The organism is Streptomyces sp. NBC_00370 (assembly GCF_036084755.1).
Classification (GTDB): domain Bacteria; phylum Actinomycetota; class Actinomycetes; order Streptomycetales; family Streptomycetaceae; genus Streptomyces.
Genome location: NZ_CP107968.1, coordinates 2538343 through 2555374, shown reverse-complemented (window position 1 = coordinate 2555374; position 17032 = coordinate 2538343). Strand labels below are relative to the sequence as shown.

The following is a 17032-nucleotide window of genomic DNA, read 5'->3' as shown; positions in this document are numbered from 1 at the left end:
GCTGGGACGCAGCGGGATCGAGGTGAGTGCCCTGGGGTTCGGCTGCTGGGCGATCGGCGGTGAGTGGAGCGACGGGGAAGGCAACCCGCAGGGCTGGGGCAAGGTCGACGACGACGAGTCCGTCGCCGCGATCCACCGTGCCCTCGACCTCGGGGTCACGTTCTTCGACACGGCCGATGTGTACGGGGCGGGCCACAGTGAACGCGTCCTCGGCAAGGCGCTCAAGGGGCGGCGCGACGAGGTGGTGATCGCCACCAAGTGGGGCAACGTCTTCGACGAGTCGGCGAAGGTCCGCACGGACGCGGATGCGACGCCGGGGTATGTCAGGCGCGCGCTGACCGCGTCGCTGAGCAGGCTCGACACCGACCATGTCGACCTCTATCAGCTGCACCTGTCGAACGCGCCGCTGGACCGGGCGGCCGAACTGCGCGACGCGTGCGAGGAGTTGGTGGCGGAGGGGCTGGTGCGCGCGTACGCGTGGAGCACCGACGCCCCGGAGCGCGCCGCGCTGTTCGCGGAGGGGGCGAACTGTGCGGCGGTGCAGCACACCTGCAACGTCCTGGAGGACGCGCCGGAGATGCTCGCGCTCTGCGACGAGCGCGACCTCGCGAGCATCAACCGGGGTCCGCTCGCGATGGGCCTGCTCACCGGCAAGCAGGGCTCCCGCAGTCGGGGCGCGACGGGCGACATCCGCGCCGTCCCGCCGGCCTGGCTGCGGTGGTTCGGCGAGGGCGGCGTCCCGGCCCCGGAGTGGGCGGCGCGCGTCGAGGCGGTACGCGACGTCCTGTCGAGCGACGGTCGCACGCTCGCCCAAGGCGCCCTGGCCTGGCTCTGGGCCCGCAGCCCCCACACGATCCCGATCCCGGGCTTCCGCTCGGTGGCGCAGGCGGAGGAGAACGCGGCGGCGATGGAACACGGCCCGCTGAGGCCGGAGCAGCTGACGGACATCGCGAAGGCGCTGGCGGGGTAGGGGGGTCCGGCTCGGACGGCGGGGCGCACGTCACGTTTGATTTCAGGTGATACCGTCTCGAATGAACCGACTGTCTGGTAATCTCCGGACCATGACCGTCGACACCCCGTCCGAGCAGACGCCATCGCGCGCGACCGACCGTCCAGGGGACGCATCCCCCTTCGCGCTGGGGCTTCTGCTGCGCCGCGCCCATACGCGTGCGGCCACGGTCATGGCCGAGGCGCTGCGTCCGCTGGGCATCGAGTTGCGGCACTTCGCGGTGCTGATCTCGCTGGTCGACCGCGGCCCCATGGTGCAGCGGGATCTCGCGCAGGCGACGGGGTCGGACAAGGCGGGGATCATGCGCGTCGTCGACGACCTCGAACGCGAGGGGCTGGCCGTACGCAAGTCGGTGCCGGGGGACCGCAGGGTTCGGTCGGTGGAGATCACGGCCAAGGGCCTGGAGCTTTTCGACGCCGCCCATCTGGCGGCCGAGCCCTTGGCCGAAGGGCTGGTCGCCCAGCTGGAACCGGGCGAACCCGAGCGGCTGATGGACCTGCTGACCCGCTTCACCTATCCGGCGCCGGCGGAGTGAGGCCGGTGCGGAGATCGCCCGCCGGACCCCCCGCGCGATCAGGCCGCGCGTCGGTTCCGCCGACGGCGTAGACCGCACTCCCCTGCACCCGGGGACCCGTCCGCGCGCACCTCGACGCGCCGGTCGTCAACCGGCGGCGGGGGCCGGCCACAGCCTCCGGACGGTGTCGGACACCCCGGCGACGGCCCCGGGGTCGAGCAGCGCCGTCTGGACGAGGAAGCCGGACAGGACGCACACCAGCGTCCGCGCCGCGGCCTCGGCCGTGATTCCCGTCGCCGGGCTCGCGCCGCCCTGGTGGGTGTCGATGATCTCGGTGAGGTCCTGGTGCAACAGCTCCACCAACTCTGCGAACTTTGCGCCGAGTTGACGGTTCCGTAGCGCCTCGCTCCAGACCAGCACGGCCAGCCCGGCAAACCCCGGCTCCTGCCGCGACCGGGAGCTGAGCGTGTCGATCGCCTCTCCGATCACCTCGCCCACCGGCCGTCGCGTGTTCCGGGCGGCGGCGGAACGTACGACATCGACGACGTCGGCCATGTTCGCCTCCGCGATCGCCAGGATGATGTCTTCCTTCTTGGCGAAGTGCCGGTAGACCGCGCCGGCCGACAGTCCGGAGGCGGCGAAGATGTCCTGCATGGACGTGGAGTGGAAGCCGTCCTTCACGAAGCACCGACGGGCCGCGGCCATGATCTCTTCGCGGCGGGCGTCCATGTGCTGCTGCGTCACCTTGGGCATGGGGCCATCCTAGCGACAATAAAAAACGATCGTTCGTCTTGACGCAAGAGACCCCAAGCCCGCAATCTAAAGGGAATGTCCGTTTTCTTTAGGAGTTGTTGTCATGCCCTTCCCCGCGTCGACCCGCACCACGGCGTCGGCCCGCAGCACGCTGCGCCGCTGGCTCCTGCCGGTCGTCGTGCTTCCGGTGGTGGCCACGCTCGCCGTACTCGCGTACGCCTGGCCGGCCGCCCGGATCGCGCCCCGGGACCTCCCCGTGGGAATCGTGGGAACCGGTCAGGCGAGCCAGCGGATGGTCGAACACCTGACAAGCGCCCAGCCGGGCGCGTTCGACCTGCACGTGTACGCGGACATGAGGGCGGCGCGCAGCGCCGTCAAGGACCGTGACATCTACGGGGCGTTCGACGTCACTCCGCAGCGGGTCACCGTGCTGGAAGCGACCGCGGCGAGCGCCACGGTCGCCCAGTCGCTCGATCTGGCCGGCAAGCAGACGGCGGCACGCCTCGCGGAGCCCGTCGCGGTCCAGGACGTCGTCGCCACCTCGGCGGACGATCCCCGGGGTGTGGTCTTCAGCAGCGCGCTCCTGCCCTTGACCATCTGCAGCATTCTGATCGGGGCCACCGTCACGGTACTGGGCGGCGGTCGGAGCCGGTGGAAGGCGCTGGTGGCCGTGGCCGTGGCGAGCGCCGTCGCCGGACTAGGCACCTACCTCGTCGCCCAGGGACTGCTGGGCGCGCTCCCGCACCACGGTGTGGCCACCTGGGCGGCCCTGTCCGCGACCGTCTTGTCGATGAGCCTGACCGCCGCCGGCCTGGCCCGGGTGATCGGCCCGGCCGGGGCAGGGGTGACGGCGCTGGTCATGGTGTTCATCGGCAACCCCTTCTCCGCCGTGACCTCCGCACCATCGCTGCTGCCGACAGCCGTTCACCACATCGGCCAGGCCCTTCCTCCCGGCGCGGGGGCGAATCTGCTCCGCAGCACGGCCTACTTCGACGGCCATGCCGCCGGCGGGCACGTCGTGGTGCTCGCGCTGTGGACGCTGCTCGGGGCTACGACCCTGTTCCTGGGCCGCCGCGCCGCCCCCGTGCCCGCGCATGCGGCGCGGGAGGTCAGAGGCGCGGCGGAGGTGCGGGGAAGATCCGCCGCTTGACCGCGGGCACGGCCTCCGCCACCCGCAGCACGGTGCGAAAGGCCGTGCGCGGCAGGCGTTTCGTGGTGGCGGCGGCGCGGGCGTTACGAGTGGACAGGGCCAGCGCTTCGTTGGCGTAGGCGCGCATCGCGCTCTCGTAGCGGCCCACCCGCTCGGTCAACGGGCCGTCGCCCAGCAGCGAGCCGCGCAGCACGTCGGCGTCGCGCAGGGCGGTGTTGGCACCGATACCCGCCATGGGCGTCATGTTGTGAATGGCGTCCCCCAGCAGTGTGACCCTGCTCGCCTCCCACGCGTCGAGAGCGGGCATCGTACGCAGCGGGATCGCGGCGATGGTGGGTGGTTCGGTGCGGGCGACCAGGTGGCGCAGTGCCGGAGCCCAGCCGGCGGTCCGCCCGACGACATGGGCACGCAGGGCCGTACCGTCCATCGCCGTCGGTTCGGTGGGATAGGTGTCCCGGCTCTCGGCCCACGCCCACACCAGGTGACGGCCGGCGGCGCCGTTGTCCCAGGTGGACAGGAACATCCAGCCGGGGCCCGCGGGCACCACGTTGTTCACCGATCCGTCGGTCAGCTCGACGGGCAGTTCGCCGAGCAGCGCCTCGGTGAGCGTCACACGCCCCGAGACGTTCACGATGCCGAGGTCCTGCCGGTCCAGTCCGGGCAACCGCAGGCCGCGCAACCGGGAGTTGCCGCCGTCCGCGGCCACGAGGAGATCCCCGGTGAGGATCTCGCCGTCGCCGCATGCGACGCGTACCCCGTCAGGGGTCTCGGTGTAGCCGGTGACCTGCTTGTTCCATGACACCGCCTCGCCGGGAAGGCCCGTCAGCAGAGCCTCGCGCAGCGCGTCCCTGGCCACCGCCCGGCGCCGTACGTCCGTGTCGGTCACTCCGTGCGCCTCGTTGTCACGCACCGCCAAGGCGCGCAGGTCCTGGTCGTGGAAGCGGATCACGTCCGGCGCCAGGACCGAGGACTCCAGCAGCCGCTGCCACGGCTTGTCGGGGAGGCAGCCCCGCAAGGCGCGCATGCCGTCGGTGTTGAGATGGATGCCGTACGTGGCCGGCTGGCCCCCGGCGCGGTCGCGGCGCTCCAGAACCACCGCTTCGACACCGCCCTGGCGCAACCCTTGGGCCAGGCACAGGCCGCCAAGTCCGGCGCCGGCGATCAGAACACGCATCACGAACTCCTGCTCATGTCAGAGGGGTTGTCGTCCGAGATGGGCTGTCGTCTCGGAGAAGTTGTCGTCGGGGCTGCACGCGGTGGTGGGTCAGGGGTGGTCCGGGTAGACGAACCGCTCCAGCAGGTCGAGAAGGTGCTCCGCCTCGCCGGGCCGAAGATGCGCGACCAGATCGCCGACGACGGGTGCGGCATCGGTGTGCGCCTGATCGAAGACGAGCTGCCCCTGTTCGGTCGGCGCCACGATCCGTACGCGCCGGTCCCCGGGCCGCGCGGCCCGCGTCACCAGCCCCGCGCGCTCCAAGTCGTCCACGACGCGCACCATCGTGGCCCGGTCGCTGCCGGTGACCCGCACCAACGCGCTCTGACTCATGGGCCCTTGGCCGCACAGAGCGATGAGCACGGCGAAATGACGCGGTTCGAGGCCCAGCGGGCGCAGCACGCGCGTCACAGCTCCCACCGCCCGGTTGTGGGCGCGGCGCAGTATCAGTCCCAGCGCGAAGGTGGAGCGGTCGCCGGGTCCGTCGGTGGCTCGGGGACGCGGAACGATGGCAGCGTCGTTCGTCATGGGTGAGATGGTATCACTCGAAACGACGTTGCGAGAGACTGTTTCATGTGTAACTATCGATCCATGGATGCCACCAGTACCCATCAGGCCAGCTCCACGGACCCAGGACCCGAGCCCGCGCAGAACGCGGGAGAGGCGGGAGAGACGGGAGAGGCGGGAGGGGCAGTCGCGGCAGGAGGCGGATGGCGCGCGAAGCTCTCCGGCGCTGCGGTCGCCGCCGCTCCCACGATCGCTTTTCTGGTGGCCAACGCGGCCGCCTCACTCAATGCCGGACTCGTCGCGGCCGGCGTCACCGCGACGGCCGCCTTCGCCTGGCGCCTGCTGCGCAAGGAGAAACTCCGCCAGGCCGTCATCGGCCTGCTCGTCGTCGGCGCCTGCGCCGCCGTGGCCGCCCTCACCGGTCAGGCGCGCGGCTTCTTTCTGCTGCCCGCCCTGATCCCGTTCGTCGTTCTGGCCGTGTGCCTGGCCAGCATCCTGATCGGCCGACCGCTGACCGGCGTGATCCTCAACCGGGTCAGCGGCGGCCCCGCCGACTGGCGCCACCGTCCAGGGCTGCGCCGTGTCTACCGCAACTCCACCTGGGTGTGCGTCGCCGTCAACGTGGTGAACGCGGCCCTCCAGGTCGTCTACTACCGCGACAACGAGCCCGTCGTGCTCGGCGTCCTCCACATCGCCACGGGGCCGATCTTCGCCTGCATCGTGGCCGTGACCATCACCTTCGCCCGCCGGGCCATGCCCCTGCGCAAGGCGCCGACGGGGTGAACGGTCTGCTCCGCGAGCGGGCCGTGACGGCGTGCGGCGCGTTGCGGGGTTCGGGTTTGGGGAGGCTGGCGGCCGGTGGCGGTCGCGGGTCGCCGGTCGTTGGCCGCCGCCGTTCAGTCCGGGAGGGCCGCGGTGGTGCGGGTGGCGGAGGCCAGCCAGGAGTGGCCTTCGGCTGCCGGGCCCGGCGTATAGGCCGGGTGCACCGTGCGGCCGAACGAGTCGGCGACGTCGGCGAGTTCGTGTACGGACGGCTCCCACCCGTGCCGGTGGAGCCAGGCCGCCGGATCGGTCGGCCCCGACTTCCACAGCCGGGTGAGGTCCGGGCTGATCCGGTCCGTGGCCGCGCGCAGCGAAGGCCCGACCTCGAAGTGGTCGAAGGCCAGGACGCTTCCTGGAGCGCTGAGTTCGCTCAGCACGGCCAGAAGCTGGTCCGCGCTGGTCTCCTCCAGGGCGTACAGGAGGCCCTCGACGAGCCAGGCCGTCGGGAGGTCCGCGTGGAAGCCGGCTTCTGTCAGGGCCGAGGCCCAGTCGTCCCGCAGATCGGTCGCCACGGGGTGCCTGAGGCCTGCGGGTTGGGCGTCATGCTCGTCCATCACGTGGTCCTTGAACCTCAGTACCGGCTCCTGCTCGACCTCGAACAGCACGGTGCCCTCGGGCCAGGCCAGCCGCCAAGGCCGGCTGTCCATGCCGGAGGCCACGAGGACGATCTGGCGGCACCCCGTTGCCGCCGCGCCGAGCAGCAGATCGTCGAAGTACCGGCTGCGCACGACGACCTGAGCCCCCATCACCGCGGCGAAGCCTCGGCTGTCGGCCTGCGGTTCCAGCGGCATGCCGGCCGCGCGAAGGATGCGCTCGGCGTACGGATCGGTGAACAGGCCTTCGGGGTGACGGTGTTCGGCCGCACGCAGAGAGGCAACCGCGAACGCGGTTCGCCCGATGGCGTCGATCCCGGAAAGTTCGCTGGCCATGAACCACCTCACAGGTCAACCGCGCGGCGGACGAACACGGCACGACCGGTCCGTTCAGCGGCGCGCTGGATTCCATTACGATCGCGACGGTATCATTCGATACGGTCGGGCGCTTGTGGTCTCCTGTCACGTCGGAACCTTGATCTGAGTCGGAGGGAGTTCCTGATGCTCACCACCACGGTCGCCCCCCGCCCCGACGAGACGTCCCGCGCCCTGCCGGGAGACGATCTCGTTCTCCGCCCGGACGCGGTCATGGACCGTGCCTTCACCCTGCCGGCGCCTCCCGAGGAGGTCTGGCCGTGGTTCAACCAGCTCGGCAAGAACCGCGCCGGTTGGTACATGCCCGCCTGGCTGGAACGAGCCGTCCCGCCGGGACGACGGGCACTGCGCGAGATCGAACCCGCCCTGCAACACCTCCGACCCGGCGACATCATCGACGACTGGGGCGGACGGCAGGCCACCTTCAAGATCGTCATCCACGACGCCCCGCACGCCCTCGTGCACCGCTCCACCCGTGGCCGGCTCAGCATCAGCTGGACCATCACCCTCACACCGGAAGCGTCCGGTACGACCCGGGTCCACCTGCGCTTTCGCATCAACGGAGTCAAACACCGCCGTCTCGTCGAACACGCCGGCGGCCTCGTCGACCTGCTCACCGTCGCCGCACTGGCAGCAGGCCTACGCGAACGCCTGACCGAGCCTTGAGTTAATGCCCGGGAGTGCGGTGAGCATATGCGCCGGTTCGGTTCGGGGTGGCGGGTGCGGGGGAGGGGAGCTGGGTTCGTGGTGGCGGGTGCTTGCCCGACTGCGGGTGTTGCGCGGCAGTTGCGTGGGGAACTCGGGCTGTCTCGGCGTCCGCCCCGGCGGGTGGTCGGCTGAGCCGGGTCCTGTGCGGGCCGGGAAGTTAGGCGCCCGTAGGGCCGCCCCTTTCTGTTGAGTGTCGCGGCTCCGGTCCGGGCGTCAAGGGCGCTCCTTCGTCGCGTCGGCTGCGCCGATTGCGCTTCGCTCCACCCTTGACCCCCGGCCCTCCACCGCAAGTACTTCTTTGAGGGGGGGCGGCCGGGGGGGGCTCCACGGAGGAGCTGGGCTCGTGGTGACGGGTGCTTGGCCGACTGGCGGGTGCCACGCACCAGTTGCATGGGGGGACTCGGGCCGTCTCAGCGTCCACCCCCACCGGGTAGCGGCTGAGACTCATGCCCCGCTGGTCACTGGAGGTGGGTCCGGGGCGGGAGGGTGCCTCGCCTTGGGTTGTGGGCCGGGCATCGGGCCGGTGGATGGGGTGGGTGTGACTGGGGTGACGGGGGATGGTTGGTGGGGCGGCCATCCGGCGCCTGTTGCGTCCCGTGTTGCGTTAAGCGCACTACGGAGTGTGTCAGGCCGCTGAGATGGCCCCGGGCGGGGTGTTTCGTGCGGGGCGTGGGGCGACGGGTGTTCATCGGCCCGGCGGTCCTGGTCTCGGCGGGGTCGGGTGGGTCCAGGGGCCGTACCCGGGCCCGTCGGTGGGGCGGATGTGACACGAGTGCCCGGTGAGGCCGCCGGCGGGTGCCTTTTGCGTGGGTGGTTGCGTTAGATGCGCTGCGGGGCGTGTCAGAACGGCGGGACAGCCAGGCGATGGGGCGGGTGTGACTGGTAGGGCAGGGGTGTGCTGGTGGGGATGTCTGACAGCCGATTCGCGTGGGTGGCTGGCGCCTCAACCCACGACGGCCCCCTGCCGTAGCCCACTTCCACTCCGGGGGATCCCCGACACCGGCCCATCCTCCTGGGTGCGCTCCGCAGCGCGCGGAATGCAACTCCCCACGCATAAGAGGCCGGACCGCCATCCCACGGGTCCAGTTCTGCCCCATCAGTCACACCCACCCCGCCTCCCAGGACCCCTCCGCCCGCCGCGCTCTATGGCGCGCTTAACGCAACACGGGACGCAAAAGGTGCCGGATGGCCGTCCCACCAACCATCCCCCGTCACCCCAGTCACACCCGCCCCATCCACCGGCCCGATGCCCGGCCCACAACCCAAGGCGAGGCACCCTCCCGCCGTACACCCACCCCCAGTGACCAGCGGGGCATGAGTCGCAACTGCTACCCGGTGGGGGTGGACGCCGAGACGGCCCGAGTCGCCCCATGCAACTGGTGCGTGGCACCTGCCAGTCGGCCAAGCACCCGCCACCACGAACCCAGCGCCTCCGTGGAGCTCCCCGGCCGCCCCCCCAGCCTTCCCTTGCGGTGGAGGGCCGGGGGTCAAGGGTTAAGCGCAGCGCAATCGGCGCAGCCGACGCGACGTAGGAGCGCCCTTGACGCCCGGACCGTAACCGCGACACTCAAACCTCAGGGGCGGCCCTCGGTTCGGCTAACTTCCGGGCCCGCCCAGCTCCCGGCTCATGCCGCCCTGACCCGCACCCGCCGCCCCAGAGTGATCAGCGGGGCATGAGTCACAACCGACCACCCCCCGGGCTGGACGCCGAGCCAACCCGAGTCGCCCCACGCCACTGCCGCGTGCCGCGTGCCGCCTGCCACCCGGCACCCGGCACCCGGCACCACGAGCCCGTTCCTGCGCCGGCCGCATCGGGCATCCATCCCCGGGTACTCGCAACGCGACCGCACAGCAGGGGCGTTACGGACCAGGGGGTGGCGTTGTGGGCTACGCGAGGGTCGAGCAGGGGAGCGCGCAGACGGATACGCAGGGGAAGCAGCCCCGGCGGGATCGGTGGTGGGTGTTCGCCAGCGTCGCGCTGGTGCTCTGGGTGGGGTTGCGGTTGGCGTTCTCCGGGCTTGATGCCTGGCCCGGGGCCGTGATCGGTGGCGTCGTCTACGCCGGGTGGATGTCCTGGTGGATCGTCCGGCGGCGCCGGGCCGACGCCGGGTCCGTCGGGGTCGACTCGGCCGCCGTGCCCGCGCTCGACCGGCGCATCATGAAGGGGGACATCCCCGACGACCCCGCCGAGCGGCAGGCCATGGCCCGGCTCGCGCGGCGGCGGCGGGAGAAGCTGACGCGGGCGCGGGGGTGGGCGTTTCCGCTGCTTGCCGTGATGGTCTTCGGCGGGTCCGCGTTCTGGTTCGCCGTCGGCGAGTACGTACGCGGCGGTGTGATGGCGGCCTTCGGCGTCCTGTTCCTCGGCTGGCTGGTGTGGATGAACCGGCGCGCCCTGCGCCGGATCGACCGGGTCGAGAGCCAGCTCAGGACAGCTACTCCTTGATCGCGGTTCCCGCGCCGCTCACCCGTACCCGCGCGTCGCCCGCCCGTAGCTCCACCGTCAGTACCCCCGGCCGGCCCATGTCCTCGCCCTGGTGCAGGGTGAGGACCGCGTCGGCCGGTACGGCGCCCAGTTCGCGGGCGTACGCGCCGAACGCCGCAGCGGCCGCGCCCGTCGCCGCGTCCTCGACCACGCCCCCGACCGGGAAGGGGTCGCGGACGTGGAACACCGACTCCGATGCGCGCCAGACCAGTTGGACCGTGGTCAGGTCCCGGCGGTGCATCAGCGCCGCCAGCCGGTCGAAGTCGTACGAGAGGTCCGCCAGCCGTGCGCGGGTCGCCGCCGCCAGCACCAGGTGGCGGGCTCCCGCGAAGGCGATACGCGGCGGCAGGTCCGGATCGAGGTCCGTGGCGGGCCAGTTGAGCGCGGCCAGGGCTTCCCGTACGTCCTCGTCGGGCGCGGCCTCGACATGCGGCTCCACGCTGGTGAGCGTCGCCCGCAGCGCGCCGTCGGTCTCCGTGACCGTCACAGGTACGGTGCCCGCCTGCGTCGCGAACACCAGGTCGCCGGGGCCTGTCCGCTCCGCCAGGGCGAGGGCCGTCGCGACCGTCGCGTGACCGCAGAAGGGCACCTCGGCCTTCGGGCTGAAGTACCTGATGGTGAACGCCCTGCTGGGCTCGCCGAGTCCTGCCGGGGGCGGCGTCAGGAACGCCGACTCGCTGTAGCCCAGCTCGGCGGCGATCGCCAGCATCCGTCCGTCGTCAAGGCCGGTGGCGTCGAGGACGACGCCCGCCCGGTTGCCGCCCTCCGGGGTGCTGGAGAAGGCGGTGTAGCGAAGGATCTCGGGGCCGTCAGTCGCGTCGGCTACTGGATGTTCCGTCATGTGTCGCGCAACTGTCGCGGGCGAGGATCCATTCCCGTCCCTCAGCCGCGCCCCACGTACGGCATCGTCGTCGCCAGCACCGTCGCGAACTGGATGTTCGCCTCCAGCGGCAGCTCCGCCATGTGCAGGACCGTCCGCGCGACGTCCGCCGCGTCCATCACCGGCTCCACCGCCAGCTCGCCGTTGGCCTGCGGCACACCGCGCTGCATCTGTGCCGTCATGTCCGTCGCGGCGTTGCCGATGTCGATCTGGCCGCAGGCGATCCGGTACGGGCGGCCGTCCAGCGAAAGGGACTTCGTCAGCCCGGTCATGCCGTGTTTGGTCGCCGTGTACGCCACCGAGTTCGGCCGGGGCGTGTGGGCCGAGATCGAACCGTTGTTGATGATCCGGCCGCCCTGCGGGTCCTGCGCCTTCATCAGCCGGAACGCGCCCTGCGCGCACAGGAAAGCGCCGGTCAGGTTCGTGTTCACGACCTTCTGCCAGGCCGAGAAGGGCAGTTCGTCCAGGGCGTAGCCGGCCGGGCCGAACGTGCCCGCGTTGTTGAACAGCAGGTCCAGCCGCCCGTACCGCTCACGCACCACCGCGAACAGCGCGTCCACGTCCTCCGGGACCGACACGTCCGTGCGTACGGTCAGCACGTCGGCGGCGGACTGAGCGGCGGACCCCACGGCAGTCCCAACGGCCGCCGCCGTCTCCTCCAGCGTCTCGGTGTGCCGTCCCGCCAGCACCACCGACCAGCCCGCGCCGCTCAGCACCGGCGCCACGGCCCGTCCGATGCCCGAGCCCGCTCCCGTCACCACTGCGATCTTCTGCTTGGCGTTCATGGCCACGCAGCGTACGGGAGCGGGGCATCCCCGACCGGGACACACCCGCCCCCGGGATGCGGGACGATCCCGACTACGCGTCCACCGGGAACCGCACGCCCACCAGCTCCCGCACCCGGTCCAGCGTCCGCATCACCGCGAGCGTCCCCGCCTGCGGGATCAGCGGCGAATCCGTCTCGCCCGCCCGCAGGCAGCGCATCACCTCGGCGGCCTCGTGCTGCATCCCCGCCAGCTCCGAAGCCTCGCCGGCCGCCGTGTACTCCACCGGCTCCTCACCCTCACGGCGCAGCACCAGCCGGTCCGGGTTGAAGAACGCCGAAGCGACCTCGATACGCCCCTCCGTGCCGGTCACCGTCGCCGTCGTCGGCGTAGCGCCCGTCACCGAGCAGCTCAGCAGCGCCGTCGCGCCCGAGTCCCAGCCCAGCAGCATCCCGGTGTTGAGGTCCACGCCCTCCGGGGAGAGCAGCGCATCCGCCTGCACCCGGTCCGGTTCGCCGAGCAGCAGTTGCGCGAAGGACACCGGGTAGACGCCGAGGTCGAGGATCGCGCCCCCGCCCAAGTCCGGGTTGCGCAAGCGGTGTTCGGGAGCGAACGGGCCCTGTAGGCCGAAGTCGGCCTGGACCGTGCGGATGTCGCCGATCGCGCCGTCCCGTACCAACCGCACCATCCGGCGGATCACCGGGTTGCAGTACATCCACATGGCCTCCATCAGGAACAGGCCGTGCTCGCCCGCGAGGGCCACCAGCTCCTCGGCCTCGCGGGCGTTGATGGTGAACGCCTTCTCGCAGAGCACCGGTTTGCCCGCCGCCAGCGCGGCGCCCGCAGCCGCCCGGTGCGCCGAGTGCGGGGTGGCGACGTAGACGACATCCACCTCGTCGTCGGCGAACAGGTCCGCCCACGCCCCGTACGCGCGGGGGATCCCGAACCGGCCGGCGAACTCCTTGGCCGGGGCCTCGCTGCGCGATGCCACCGCCACCACCTCGGCGTCCGGCAGCGCCTGGACGTCCTCGGTGAACCGCGCGGCGATACCACCGGTGGCAACGACACCCCAGCGCACCTTTTGTTCGTGTCCCGCTCGTACCGCTGTCATCAACGCCTCATTAACTGGTTCTGAACCACTCCGCCGCTCTGAGAGCATAGATAGCCGATTCAACTACATGGAGACGCGGATGCCGGACGGCGGCCAGACCACTCGTGAACGACAAGGACGGATACCGCGCCAGCGGCAGCAGAAAGCCACCAGTACGCCCGCAACCCGCCGCGTAGGTCTGCTGGTCACCCTCGTACTCGGAGGGCTCACGGCACTGCCGCCGCTCTCCATGGACATGTACCTCCCGGCGCTGCCCGCGGTCACCCGCTCGCTGGGCGCGCCCGCCGCGACCGTACAGATCACCCTCACCGCGTGCCTCGCGGGCATGGCGCTCGGCCAGATCGTCATCGGGCCGATGAGCGACCGGTGGGGGCGGCGCAGGCCGCTGCTGCTCGGGATGGTCGTCTACATCTTCGCCACCGCGATCTGCGCCCTCGCCCCCAACACCGAACTCCTCATCGGATTCAGGCTGTTGCAGGGGCTCGCCGGATCCGCCGGTATCGTCATCGCCCGCGCGGTGGTGCGTGACCTGTACGACGGCATCGAGATGGCGCGGTTCTTCTCCACCCTGATGCTGATCTCCGGTGTCGCGCCGGTCATCGCGCCGGTGCTCGGCGGCCAGGTGCTGCGGATCACGGACTGGCGCGGGGTGTTCGTGGTGCTGACCGTCGTCGGCATCCTGCTCACGCTGGTCGTGTGGAAGTGCCTGCACGAGACGCTGCCGCCGGAGCGCCGGCACAGCGGGGGAGTGGGGGCCGCCCTGCGCACCATGCGGTCGCTGCTGGCCGACCGGGTGTTCAGCGGCTATCTGCTGTCGGGCGGGCTCGCCTTCGCCGCGCTGTTCGCGTACGTGTCGGCCTCGCCGTTCGTGGTGCAGGAGATCTACGGGGCGTCGCCGCAGATGTTCAGTCTGCTGTTCGGCGTGAACTCCATCGGCCTGATGATCGTCGGGCAGATCAACGGCAAGATCCTGGTCGGCCGCGTCAGTATGGACAAGGCGCTCACCTTCGGCCTCGGTGTGGTCGTCGTCGCGGCCGTGTCGTTGCTGCTGATGACGACCGGGGTGTTCGGGGACGTGGGCCTGTTCCCCGTCGCCGCCGCGCTGTTCGTCCTGATGTCGGCGATGGGGCTCGCGATGCCCAACACCAACACGCAGGCGCTGATGCGCACCCCGCACGCCGCGGGTTCGGCCTCCGCCCTCATCGGCACGTCCTCGTTCCTCATCGGGGCCGTGGCCTCGCCCCTCGTCGGGATCGCCGGCGAACACACGGCCGTCCCGATGGCCGTGGTCCAGGTGGTCTGCGCGGTCGGGTCCGTCGCGTGCTTCTTCGGTCTGGTACGGCCCTGGCAGCGCAACCGGCCACCGGCGGGAGCCGTGCCCGCCGCGTGAAGGGCCGCCGCGTGAAGGGCCGCCACGCAGCGGGGCCTCGTAGCCCTCGCACGTAGCCCTCGCGGTCAGCCGCGCTCCGGGTACCCCGTCAGGTGCGGTACGTCACGGGCGTCCGTCCAGCGGAACAGGCCGACGCCCGCCGCCTCTCCCACCGGCAGCCGCACATTGGCCGCCAGCGCCTCGGGGGTACCGGCCGCCAGGTCGACGGAGAAGGGGATCCCGCTGCCGGCCGCCGCCTCCGGCACGCTCAGCGCGTTCTTCGCGCCGTACGCCGTGCCGTAGTCCGTGACCGCGGTCAGGGTCAGCGGCGCGGTGCCGTCCGGCTCCTCGAAGCAGCGGCCCGTCCTCGCGTCCACGTCGAAGGCGAGCCGCCCCGCGATCAGGAAGTGCCCGCCGGGCGACGCCAGGAGGCGGGGGTCGTCGCCCGGTTCGATCGCGGGTTTGCGGCAGCTGACCCGGGCGACGGCCTTGCCGGTCGACGCGTCGTGCAGAGCCCAGATCTCGTGTGCGGCCGCGTCCTTGGCGCCCTTGGGGCGCTGCCACTTCGCGAGTACGTAACCGGCGGCCGTCGAAGCGGCCTTACCCGTCGCCGGGTCGGCGCCGGCCGGTGCGACCGTACGGCTGGACCAGCCGCCGCGCACCCAGAACCCGCCGTCGCCGCCCACCAACAGGCCCTTGGCGGTGACGCCTCGCACCTCGGTGAGTCTGCGGCAGCCCGGACAGTCCTTCGGATAACCGAGCTTGCTCTGCGGGACCTTGGTCACGCTGCCGTCGGCCGGGTCGACGACCGCGCTCGTCGCCCGCCCGTCGGTGATCAGGATCCCGGGCCCGTCGGCGGAGACCGTCGGGTCACCGGACCACGGCACCTCGACATGGCGCCGGGAGCCGTCGGCCGCGTCGTACACGTCGAGGGAGACGACGGAGTCGGACGGAGTCGTCCCGCGCGGTTCGAGCTTCCCGTACGACCAGGTCGCGACGTACTCGGCGGCGCCCTTCGTGACGGACAGCAGCCCGGGGAAGCGGTCGGGGTAGCGGTCGGCGGCGAACAGCGGTCGCCACGGCGCACCGGTCCAACGGGGCTTGCCCGTCGCGTAGTCGAGCGTGCGCAGCCGGAACCGGTCGGCGCCGGAGCGCTCCAGCGAGGCGACGGTGCCGGCCGTCGCCGCGAGCGCGTAGTCGGGGGAGACGCCCGCGATGTCCCAGCCGCGCCCCGTGTCGTACGAGGGCGGCACGGTCAGCCGCGTGGCGGGCGCCGCGCCCGGTGCGGCGCCCGACGCGGGCGTCGGACCGCCCGAACCGTCCGAACCGCCCGCGCTCCCCGGGCCGTCCGAGCCGTCGCCCTTTCCCCCGTCGCCGCACATGGCGACCAGGAGCAGCAGCGCCAGCACGGTCACCCCGGCCACCAGGGTCAGTCGTACGACGCGCTGCCTCATGGTCCCCCCATGGTCCCGATGGCCGTCAGAGTAGCAACTTCCTCACTGTCCGCAGCAGTTCGATCCCGTACCGTTACGTCCGTGCCGTTATGCGCCGGACGCCCCGTCCCGACCCCCTACGATTCGGTGGTGAACGACGCGACCCACTCCACCGCGGAAGCCCTGCGTGCCGCGCTCGCCGGACTGCTCGACGGACTGCCGCCCAGCCAGGCCGCGCAGGCCGTCGACCGGCTGATCGCCAACTACCGGGGCACCACCCCGACCGACGCGCCCCTGCTGCGCGACCGGTCGGACGTCGCCGCCTACGCCGCGTACCGGATGCCGGCGACGTTCGAAGCCGTACGCGCGGCGCTCGAAGCGCTGGCGGACGCGGCCCCGTACTGGGAGCCGGCGAGCCAGCTCGACGTCGGCGGGGGCACGGGCGCGGCGGTCTGGGCCGCCGAAGCGGTCTGGGAACAGCAGCCCGGGACGGCCCCGGACGGGAGCGAGGGCGGGACGCCCCGGACGACCACCGTGCTGGACTGGGCCGCCCCCGCGCTCGACCTGGGCAGGGAGTTGGCGGCCGGGTCGCACGCCGTGGGGCCGCGGACCGCCGAGTGGCGGCGGGCGAGGATCGGCGGGGCGCTGAAGCTTCCCGAGGCCGATCTGGTGACCGTCTCGTACGTGCTGAAGGAGCTGACCGAACGGGACCGCGCCGCGCTCGTCGACGAGACGGCGCGGGCGGGACAGGCCGTGGTGATCGTCGAACCGGGCACCCCCGACGGCTATCTGCGGATCATCGAGGCCCGTGACCAGCTGATCGCCGCCGGGCTGCGGGTCGTGGCGCCCTGCCCGCACAGTGGCCGCTGCCCGATCGAACAGGGCACGGACTGGTGCCACTTCGCCGCCCGGGTCAGCAGGTCGTCGCTGCACCGGCAGGTGAAGGGCGGCTCGCTGCCGTACGAGGACGAGAAGTTCAGCTACGTGGCGGCGGTGCGCTTCGACGCGCCGCCGGTCGACGCGCTTCCCGTAACGGCACGGGTGATCCGCAAGCCGCAGATCCGCAAGGGGCAGGTGCTGCTCGACCTGTGCACCGTGGACGACGGGCTGCTGCGGACGATCGTCGCCAAGCGGCAGGGGCCGCTGTACCGGGCCGCGCGTGACACGGCCTGGGGCGACGCCTGGCCGCCGGACACCGACTGAGACAGATGCCCTGCGACCGCCCGTGCGGCCCCAGGCGGGACTATGCTGCGGGAGACGCCCGAGACCCCGGCGGCCGGTGGTAGGGCGTTGTGAGACGCAGCCGCCGGAGCACACCCGACCGGACGCACGTCGGAAGGATCGGAAGC

The 17032-nt window shown here is 71.9% G+C and carries 16 protein-coding genes; 8 read left to right on the top strand and 8 right to left on the bottom strand.

Going from position 1 to position 17032, the window contains the following annotated elements; translation table 11 throughout:
• Window positions 1-22 precede the first annotated feature (22 nt).
• Both OHS57_RS11170 and OHS57_RS11165 read left to right on the top strand, forming a co-directional pair.
• Complete coding sequence (locus tag OHS57_RS11170; RefSeq protein WP_328581815.1) at window positions 23-970, top strand: aldo/keto reductase; 948 nt, start codon at window positions 23-25, stop codon at window positions 968-970.
• Between the two features lie 91 nt (window positions 971-1061).
• Entirely contained in the window at window positions 1062-1544 is a 483-nt protein-coding gene (locus OHS57_RS11165) for a MarR family winged helix-turn-helix transcriptional regulator (protein ID WP_328581814.1), read from the top strand.
• Between the two features lie 126 nt (window positions 1545-1670).
• Here the strand turns inward: OHS57_RS11165 and OHS57_RS11160 are convergent, their stop codons facing one another.
• Complete coding sequence (locus tag OHS57_RS11160; RefSeq protein WP_328581813.1) at window positions 1671-2276, bottom strand: TetR/AcrR family transcriptional regulator; 606 nt, start codon at window positions 2274-2276, stop codon at window positions 1671-1673.
• Between the two features lie 103 nt (window positions 2277-2379).
• On the opposite strand from OHS57_RS11160, the gene OHS57_RS11155 reads away from it, so the two are divergent.
• Window positions 2380-3426 carry an ABC transporter permease gene (locus OHS57_RS11155; RefSeq protein WP_328581812.1) on the top strand — a complete coding sequence of 349 codons (1047 nt, stop codon included), beginning with the start codon at window positions 2380-2382 and terminating at the stop codon, window positions 3424-3426.
• Here the strand turns inward: OHS57_RS11155 and OHS57_RS11150 are convergent.
• Window positions 3386-4600, bottom strand: coding sequence for an FAD-dependent oxidoreductase (locus OHS57_RS11150; RefSeq protein ID WP_328581811.1), 1215 nt, complete (start codon window positions 4598-4600; stop codon window positions 3386-3388). The genes OHS57_RS11155 and OHS57_RS11150 overlap by 41 nt on opposite strands.
• Window positions 4601-4690: 90 nt before the next feature.
• Window positions 4691-5167: a MarR family winged helix-turn-helix transcriptional regulator gene (locus tag OHS57_RS11145; protein WP_328581810.1), complete on the bottom strand. Its 477-nt coding sequence runs from the start codon at window positions 5165-5167 to the stop codon at window positions 4691-4693.
• Window positions 5168-5230: 63 nt separating this feature from the next.
• Between OHS57_RS11145 and OHS57_RS11140 the strand changes: the two genes are divergently transcribed.
• A complete protein-coding gene (locus OHS57_RS11140; RefSeq protein ID WP_328581809.1) occupies window positions 5231-5929 on the top strand; it encodes a DUF3159 domain-containing protein in 699 nt (232 codons plus the stop codon).
• Between the two features lie 113 nt (window positions 5930-6042).
• Here the strand turns inward: OHS57_RS11140 and OHS57_RS11135 are convergent, their stop codons facing one another.
• Window positions 6043-6897 (bottom strand): SAM-dependent methyltransferase, encoded by an 855-nt coding sequence (locus tag OHS57_RS11135; protein WP_328581808.1) that lies wholly within the window; start codon window positions 6895-6897, stop codon window positions 6043-6045.
• Between the two features lie 165 nt (window positions 6898-7062).
• Here OHS57_RS11135 and OHS57_RS11130 point away from each other — a divergent pair, with 165 nt between their 5' ends.
• Window positions 7063-7602, top strand: coding sequence for an SRPBCC family protein (locus tag OHS57_RS11130; protein WP_328581807.1), 540 nt, complete (start codon window positions 7063-7065; stop codon window positions 7600-7602).
• Window positions 7603-9604: 2002 nt separating this feature from the next.
• Window positions 9605-10087 (top strand): hypothetical protein, encoded by a 483-nt coding sequence (locus tag OHS57_RS11125; protein ID WP_328581806.1) that lies wholly within the window; start codon window positions 9605-9607, stop codon window positions 10085-10087.
• Here the strand turns inward: OHS57_RS11125 and OHS57_RS11120 are convergent.
• The 3 genes from OHS57_RS11120 to OHS57_RS11110 all read right to left on the bottom strand — a co-directional run bounded on the left by OHS57_RS11120 (window position 10077) and on the right by OHS57_RS11110 (window position 12881).
• The gene (locus OHS57_RS11120) at window positions 10077-10967 is read right to left on the bottom strand and encodes a PhzF family phenazine biosynthesis isomerase (protein ID WP_328581805.1); all 891 of its coding nucleotides are present in this window, start codon (window positions 10965-10967) and stop codon (window positions 10077-10079) included. The two genes, OHS57_RS11125 and OHS57_RS11120, sit on opposite strands and share 11 nt — an antisense overlap.
• Before the next feature lie 41 nt (window positions 10968-11008).
• A complete protein-coding gene (locus OHS57_RS11115) occupies window positions 11009-11791 on the bottom strand; it encodes an SDR family oxidoreductase (protein ID WP_328581804.1) in 783 nt (260 codons plus the stop codon).
• A 73-nt stretch (window positions 11792-11864) separates the two neighbouring features.
• A complete protein-coding gene (locus tag OHS57_RS11110; RefSeq protein ID WP_328581803.1) occupies window positions 11865-12881 on the bottom strand; it encodes a Gfo/Idh/MocA family protein in 1017 nt (338 codons plus the stop codon).
• Window positions 12882-12960: 79 nt separating this feature from the next.
• On the opposite strand from OHS57_RS11110, the gene OHS57_RS11105 reads away from it, so the two are divergent.
• A complete protein-coding gene (locus OHS57_RS11105; protein WP_328581802.1) occupies window positions 12961-14271 on the top strand; it encodes a multidrug effflux MFS transporter in 1311 nt (436 codons plus the stop codon).
• A 65-nt stretch (window positions 14272-14336) separates the two neighbouring features.
• Here OHS57_RS11105 and OHS57_RS11100 read toward each other — a convergent pair whose 3' ends face one another.
• Window positions 14337-15704: a hypothetical protein gene (locus tag OHS57_RS11100; RefSeq protein WP_328581801.1), complete on the bottom strand. Its 1368-nt coding sequence runs from the start codon at window positions 15702-15704 to the stop codon at window positions 14337-14339.
• A gap of 129 nt (window positions 15705-15833) precedes the next feature.
• Between OHS57_RS11100 and OHS57_RS11095 the strand changes: the two genes are divergently transcribed.
• On the top strand, window positions 15834-16886 hold the full coding sequence (locus OHS57_RS11095; protein WP_328581800.1) for a small ribosomal subunit Rsm22 family protein: 1053 nt from the start codon (window positions 15834-15836) through the stop codon (window positions 16884-16886).
• Window positions 16887-17032: the final 146 nt, after the last annotated feature.